The organism is Acinetobacter sp. YH12052 (assembly GCF_013419835.1).
Classification (GTDB): Bacteria; Pseudomonadota; Gammaproteobacteria; order Pseudomonadales; family Moraxellaceae; genus Acinetobacter; species Acinetobacter amyesii.
Genome location: NZ_VOZI01000040.1, coordinates 1 through 5,674 on the forward strand (window position 1 = coordinate 1; position 5,674 = coordinate 5,674).

Annotated in this window: 10 protein-coding genes; 6 read left to right on the forward strand and 4 right to left on the reverse strand. The window is 37.2% G+C overall.

The window, feature by feature from the left end:
* The first annotated feature begins 74 nt into the window (after window positions 1-74).
* Entirely contained in the window at window positions 75-362 is a 288-nt protein-coding gene (locus FTU06_RS16365) for a mobilization protein (protein WP_159516831.1), read from the forward strand.
* 2 nt (window positions 363-364) lie between these two features.
* The gene (locus tag FTU06_RS16370; protein ID WP_159516832.1) at window positions 365-676 is read left to right on the forward strand and encodes an HU family DNA-binding protein; all 312 of its coding nucleotides are present in this window, start codon (window positions 365-367) and stop codon (window positions 674-676) included.
* Here the strand turns inward: FTU06_RS16370 and FTU06_RS16375 are convergent.
* Both FTU06_RS16375 and repM read right to left on the reverse strand, forming a co-directional pair.
* The gene (locus FTU06_RS16375) at window positions 673-969 is read right to left on the reverse strand and encodes a hypothetical protein (RefSeq protein ID WP_159516833.1); all 297 of its coding nucleotides are present in this window, start codon (window positions 967-969) and stop codon (window positions 673-675) included. The genes FTU06_RS16370 and FTU06_RS16375 overlap by 4 nt on opposite strands.
* Entirely contained in the window at window positions 966-1,907 is a 942-nt protein-coding gene (gene repM / locus FTU06_RS16380; RefSeq protein WP_087554602.1) for a replication initiation protein RepM, read from the reverse strand. The genes FTU06_RS16375 and repM overlap by 4 nt, the downstream gene beginning before the upstream one ends.
* 756 nt (window positions 1,908-2,663) lie before the next feature.
* Between repM and FTU06_RS16385 the strand changes: the two genes are divergently transcribed.
* The 4 genes from FTU06_RS16385 (at window position 2,664) to FTU06_RS16400 (ending at window position 4,075) form a co-directional block, all read left to right on the forward strand.
* Window positions 2,664-2,897 carry a DUF6500 family protein gene (locus tag FTU06_RS16385; RefSeq protein WP_180012408.1) on the forward strand — a complete coding sequence of 78 codons (234 nt, stop codon included), beginning with the start codon at window positions 2,664-2,666 and terminating at the stop codon, window positions 2,895-2,897.
* A 115-nt stretch (window positions 2,898-3,012) separates the two neighbouring features.
* Window positions 3,013-3,309, forward strand: coding sequence for a BrnT family toxin (locus tag FTU06_RS16390; protein ID WP_111886105.1), 297 nt, complete (start codon window positions 3,013-3,015; stop codon window positions 3,307-3,309).
* Window positions 3,299-3,514 carry a hypothetical protein gene (locus tag FTU06_RS16395; protein ID WP_004811702.1) on the forward strand — a complete coding sequence of 72 codons (216 nt, stop codon included), beginning with the start codon at window positions 3,299-3,301 and terminating at the stop codon, window positions 3,512-3,514. Before FTU06_RS16390 ends, FTU06_RS16395 begins: the two co-directional genes overlap by 11 nt.
* A 135-nt stretch (window positions 3,515-3,649) precedes the next feature.
* Window positions 3,650-4,075 carry a hypothetical protein gene (locus tag FTU06_RS16400; RefSeq protein WP_179991870.1) on the forward strand — a complete coding sequence of 142 codons (426 nt, stop codon included), beginning with the start codon at window positions 3,650-3,652 and terminating at the stop codon, window positions 4,073-4,075.
* 6 nt (window positions 4,076-4,081) lie between these two features.
* Here the strand turns inward: FTU06_RS16400 and FTU06_RS16405 are convergent, their stop codons facing one another.
* Window positions 4,082-4,555, reverse strand: a complete 474-nt coding sequence (locus tag FTU06_RS16405) for a hypothetical protein (protein ID WP_180015776.1) — start codon at window positions 4,553-4,555, stop codon at window positions 4,082-4,084.
* A complete protein-coding gene (mobQ, locus tag FTU06_RS16410) occupies window positions 4,552-5,502 on the reverse strand; it encodes a MobQ family relaxase (protein WP_180064299.1) in 951 nt (316 codons plus the stop codon). Before mobQ ends, FTU06_RS16405 begins: the two co-directional genes overlap by 4 nt.
* Window positions 5,503-5,674 lie beyond the last annotated feature (172 nt).

Consider the following 5,674-nt stretch of genomic DNA (forward strand, 5'->3'; position numbering starts at 1 on the left):
CATATTACCCGCTTGAATTTCAATTCATAGGGTCTTATGCTTGAGTGGTTTTCTATATTCCGAAATTAACCGTTATGACTAAATCTGCTGAAAATATCGAAAAGAAAATTGAAGCCCAGTTAGAGAAGCTGAAACAGTTAAAAGCACAGAAACAGGCTATTGAAGCAAGAGAACGTACCAAAAAGAAAGAACAGGAGCGCAAGGATGATACTCGGCGTAAAATTTTGCTCGGTTCTTACTTGATTAAGAAAATGCAGGCAAATGAAGCCAATAAAGAAAAAATACTCGCTGAACTCAACGAATATTTAACAGAAAATAGAGATCGACAGCTTTTTGACTTACCAAATATTGAGGACAATTAATTATGAATAAAGCCGATTTAATTGCCAAATTAGCACCTAAATTAAATATTAATCAAGATGAAGCAAGAGTTGTTCTTAATTCTGTTCTTGAAGTCATTACAGAAGCCCTGGTTGAAGATAAAAATGTCCGATTAGTTGATTTTGGGACTTTTGAAGTAAAACAGCGTGCCGAAAGAATGGGACACAATCCTAAAACTGGCGAAAAACTTAAAATTGAAGCTAAGGAAATTGTCACTTTTAAACAAGGCAAGGCTTTGGGAGAGCAATTTACTGTTAAGCCTAAGCAAAAAAGTAAAGTTAAGAAGAAAGCCTAATTTTTCTTAGCTCTTTGCTTTTCTTGTTCGGCTTTATACTCTGGAATTAGCTCATTTAAGACTTTTTGGATATTTACTTTATCCTTGATCTGCAAATTATCCCGATAGTAAATTAAGTCCTCTATTTTGCTTTCCATCTGCATTTTTTCAGTGGGTTCTGCATTCTGGGATATTCGGGATAATAGAAAGATATAACCGCAGATATTCTCCCTCGCAATTTCATAATTAACGATGTCGGTATACTCAATTTGAACGCCTTGAAAATTGGCTGTTAGGTTCTCCAGTTGCATCATGATTTAAATCCTGCTTTCTCTAAAAATGGGTAAAGTTCTCTAAATTTTTCAGGCTCTAAAAGCATGTCAGCGATACGAATAGCAAATTGTTGGTAGCTTTCTGTACCTTTTGAATATTTACTCATTTCAGGCATTTCTGACATTTTATTGGCAAATAAATGGCGTTGTGCATCGGTCATTTTTATAAAAAAGTCAGGGGTGTTAGGGTCACGCTTAGTATTAATTTTAGGTTTATCGTCTTTTTTTTGCTTAAACTTAAATGAAAACCCAGAAATGATACGTCCTTGCTTGTGTTGTTCGTAACTTACTGTGATATCTGTATATTTATTAATTTGTTTAATAGCAGGGTCTAAGACACGATTCTTAAAATCATAGACTCTAGGATATTCATGCTCCTCAATAGCAAGGCGTTCTCTTAACGTATTTAATTCTATTACTGGAACAACTTTCGTGCTTTGCCATTGAATCATCATTTCATAAAGGCGAATAGCATAAACGCTCGTTAATTGGGCTGTTTTAGATAATCTATATCGTGTGAAACAATCTTTCAGTTGTCCAATCATGCTAAAAACATCATCGGCTAACTGAAATTTAATATATCCCTGCGTATCTGCATAACTAATTTTTTGTACCCATCTCGATTTAACACATTCTATAAAATCAGGTTTTTGATAGACCCGATCATACGTGAAGTAACGGTTAAATAATCGCTCACTTGCATCCCTTAATACCTTATAAGCATCGGATTCATCAGTATTAAATAGCTTGGAGTAATCTTTTGCATATACTCTAAATTCTCGTGTGTGGAATAAGCCTTTATCACTTTCATATTCAGCTAATTCAGTGAAGGCTACATGTAGTATTCGATATTCAGTCAAACTGAGATTAAAGCAAGCTTCAACAAGAGTATTACTTTTTATAACTAGATCATTTTTCATTTGGTTTAAGGATTATTTTTCTGCAATAAAACGACACTATATTATAAAAGCGTTAATTAAAACAACAACATTATTTTTTATTGTCGTTATATAGGGTAAATCTGTCGTTGTATAAGGGTAAATCTGTCGTTGTATAAGGGTAAATCTGTCGTTGTATAAGGGTAAATCTGTCGTTGTATGAGGCTGAAGAGTATTGCTATATAAGGCTTTCATGCTGTCTAAAACTATTAAAACTATTAAAACTATTAAAAAGGGAAAAACTATTAAAACTGCCCTATGTACTCGCTAAAGCTCGTACTCTATTGAAGCTCGTTCCTCGCTTCGTGGGGCAGTTTTTGGTTAATCCTGTTTGTGGAATCTAAAAGCAAAAGCATTGGTAATGTATTCGCTTCGCTCATACTTTTTGAAAAGCAAAAGCTCCAAAGTTCGCACCCATTCGGGATGCTCTGTACCTACCGTTTAAAATCGAAAGGGAGCTTGTAATCAGAGAAAAGGCGAGCGTGAAATTTTGATGATGCTCAATCGCTCGTAGACACTCGCTCGGTTCTTATTATCTAGGTTTTAATTATTTAATGGAGCTAATCAAAGTTGTGAAACATTGATCAAAGAATAGGCGTGGAACATGAAAAATCATAAAAAAAGCCCGAACAGGGATGCTCGGGCTATAAACTAGAAACTACAGCGTTGAATTATAAGGATAATTATACAGCATTTCGTATAAGGTGTATTATGTTAATTTTAGAGAAAGTTAAAAATATGAGAAAAGAGTTAAGAGAAATATTTATTCATGGATGTAATGAAAAAATTGACAAAAAAGGAGATAGCGTAGGTTTATCTTTCTATGCTTTTTTCAAGAATAAGAATGATAATCCTGAGCTTTTAATGGAAGCAGCCAATTGGTGGATCATGCAACATAAATTAGATCATTTCGAAAAAGCCGTAAAAATTAAAGCTCTTGTTTTAAGTGAGTCTTCGCCTGACTTAACATAATGGCGGTTATACGAAACTTAGATGTTAGAACCCATTTAAATTAATGAGTTATTGAATAAGTGAAACCCTCTAAGTAGACTTTTAGAAGGTTGTAAATCTAGGGAAAAGGCTAAAGATGCCGTTGATTGAGTATTACGGTCTGCTATTTGAATGGCACGATAAAAAAATGGAAATAGTCTATCGAGGGCGTGAAATTACTTTTGAAGAAGTATGTAGCGTTTTTCTTGATCCAGAGCTGATGTCCTTTGACGATCTTGGTCATTATGACGAACAACGGTTGATATCAATCGGTCTAAGCAATCGTGGTAGACTACTAACAGTGGTTTGGGTCGAACGTGGTGATGTTGCAAGAATCATTACTGCTTTTGAGCCATCACACAATCAAAAGCGGAGGTATAACCATGCAAAATGAATTAGAACGCTATAAAAATTTTGACCCTACCAATGCGCCAGTAGTAAAACCAAACTTCGTGAAAAAATTACAAGAACGCCATGCGATTGCTCAAGCAAAAGCTTTTGATGCGGATGTTGTAACTTGGCTAAGTTCTCAAGATGATGAAACAAAACAGCATATTAACGAGATGGTTCGTCATATCATGGCATTGAAACGTGTTTAATTAAAATTTTGCTCGATGCTTTGAAATAGGGCTTTAGCCATGTTTCAAAGTCGAGCCACTTTGCGTGCACCGGTATAAATTGAATAACGAAAGAAACCAAGCAAAGTACTGTCCCATCTCATAACTTGGTTGACTATGAAAATATATAATTTAGCCCAAAGTTTTTTCATTATTTCTGTGCTTACTGGCTGCATGGCAAAGCCTGCTTTAGTTTCTAATATTATAGAACCTGTAAAACCAGTATTTTTTATCAAGCAAAGTCCCGAAGTGAAGACTTATATGGTTTCACTTGCAGGTGGCAAATTACATTTAGATCCACATGGTTGTATTCGTCTAAACAGTGATACCAGCCCTTTTATTATCTGGGCTAGTAGCAGCGAGTTAGAATATACAAGTGACGGTAGGATCAGTATTACCAACAAATTTAATAATCATAAAGTTTTTGTAGGTGATGAAATTAGACTTGGTGGAGGCCAGTACCCAACGAAACCTCGATCTATTACTGACCCTATTCCTGATGTTTGCGCTAACCACGGTTATTGGATTGCAGCTCCGCTTTAAAAAGCATTATTTAGGGTCAATCACGCAATAATCTTTGTTTGGTCCGTGACAGTCATTTTTCATGATCCGGACACAGGATTTACCATTACAGTTTTTAATATCTAGGTTATATCTTTGTTCTAGCCAAGCTGCTTCTGCACGACGTTCTTTGATCTCATCAAAACTTGGAATGAATAAAAATATGAAAGAAAGAAAAACCAGTACCAGACTGAGGAAAATTGCACATAACAAGGCAATAAATCTATAGTTTAGTTTATCAGTAGCCTTGTCTAGTTCCTGAATACGTCCTTGAAGGGCGCGTGTAGCTTCCTGATTTGCGTTATTTAGGTTTTTTTTGCTCTGCTCTAATATCCCGCTAGCCACTTTGTTGTAAAACGCCTCTAATCGCTTGTTATCGTCTGCTATGGCTTCCCTGTATTCCTTCATGGATGCCAATAAAATATATAACTGGTCGTCTAAATCATCGTTTTGGTTGCTCATCGTGACCATCCGCCTTTATTCAAATTAGGTGATGCCTTTTGCTCGGCTCGTTTCATTTCTCGCTGTTTTTCCGCTTGGCGTTCTAGCTCTAGGCGTTTGGCTTCTTGGTCTTTTTGCCATTGGTCAAAGCCTTGCTCAACACGGTTAAAGCCACGCTGTAGCGTGGTTTCTTTGTGCTGTTCTTTTTGATTCAGGTATTGGGCGTTGTGCTGTTTTACCTTGTCGTTATAACGGCTGATTTCGGTGCCGATGCCTTTTCTGCGTAATTGAGTGACCGAAGTCCCTTCATGAATCGTGGCTTGCAGTCCGTTGTTCTGATCGGCATAGCTGCGGTGGTCAATTTTTTGCTGTTGTCCTGCTTGTTCCAAAGCGTGATTTGCTAAGTCTGCCCACATTGCCCGAATTTGTTTAATGTCCTCTTGGGTTGTACCCATGTTGAGGGTCTTTCTTTTGGCGTTGCTGAGTTCAATCTCTGCCTTTGTTGTCAAAATCAGATTATTTTCAGGGTCTAATTCAGCCTTTCGGGTGGTCAGCATGATATGGGCATGATGATTTTTATCATTTCCGCCTTTGCTGGGTTCATGGATAGCTAAATCTGCAATCACGCCATAGCGATCAACTAAGGACCTGGCAAAGTCTTTTGCCAAGTCCTTACGTTGATCTGCGTCTAATTCATCAGGTAGGGCAATGACCCATTCTCTAGCGGTTCGGGCATCTTTGCGGTTTTCAGATTTTTCCGCCAAGTTCCAAAGTTGGCTACGGTCAATTTCGACATCGAGATTTGAGATAATTTCGGAATGGGCGACACCGTCTTTTCTCGTAAAGTCGTGGGTCAATCCTGTGCGTTCATCTTCTAGTTTTTCACCTGCACGATAGGCACTTGATGCAACCGCAGTTCGTCCTGAACTTCGGTTAACTGTTTTAGTTGAACAATGATAGATTGCCATGCAGTCGCCTTGAGATGCTTTTGCTTTTAAAAAATTGCGTAGCAGTTTTTTGGGGTTAAGGGGATTCCCCTTACGCAAACTTTGACTTGGATGAAATCCAAGTCGTAAGTGCGCATTTCATGAAAAACACGATAGCATATTACCCGCTTGAATTTCAATTCATAGGGTCTTA

What these genes read in the sequence shown, in the direction of transcription:
- FTU06_RS16365 (WP_159516831.1), top strand. Translation starts at nt 75, where the DNA reads ATGACTAAATCTGCTGAAAATATCGAAAAGAAAATTGAAGCCCAGTTA.
- FTU06_RS16370 (WP_159516832.1), top strand. Translation starts at nt 365, where the DNA reads ATGAATAAAGCCGATTTAATTGCCAAATTAGCACCTAAATTAAATATT.
- FTU06_RS16375 (WP_159516833.1), bottom strand. Translation starts at nt 969, where the DNA reads ATGATGCAACTGGAGAACCTAACAGCCAATTTTCAAGGCGTTCAAATT.
- repM (WP_087554602.1), bottom strand. Translation starts at nt 1,907, where the DNA reads ATGAAAAATGATCTAGTTATAAAAAGTAATACTCTTGTTGAAGCTTGC.
- FTU06_RS16385 (WP_180012408.1), top strand. Translation starts at nt 2,664, where the DNA reads ATGAGAAAAGAGTTAAGAGAAATATTTATTCATGGATGTAATGAAAAA.
- FTU06_RS16390 (WP_111886105.1), top strand. Translation starts at nt 3,013, where the DNA reads ATGCCGTTGATTGAGTATTACGGTCTGCTATTTGAATGGCACGATAAA.
- FTU06_RS16395 (WP_004811702.1), top strand. Translation starts at nt 3,299, where the DNA reads ATGCAAAATGAATTAGAACGCTATAAAAATTTTGACCCTACCAATGCG.
- FTU06_RS16400 (WP_179991870.1), top strand. Translation starts at nt 3,650, where the DNA reads ATGAAAATATATAATTTAGCCCAAAGTTTTTTCATTATTTCTGTGCTT.
- FTU06_RS16405 (WP_180015776.1), bottom strand. Translation starts at nt 4,555, where the DNA reads ATGAGCAACCAAAACGATGATTTAGACGACCAGTTATATATTTTATTG.
- mobQ (WP_180064299.1), bottom strand. Translation starts at nt 5,502, where the DNA reads ATGGCAATCTATCATTGTTCAACTAAAACAGTTAACCGAAGTTCAGGA.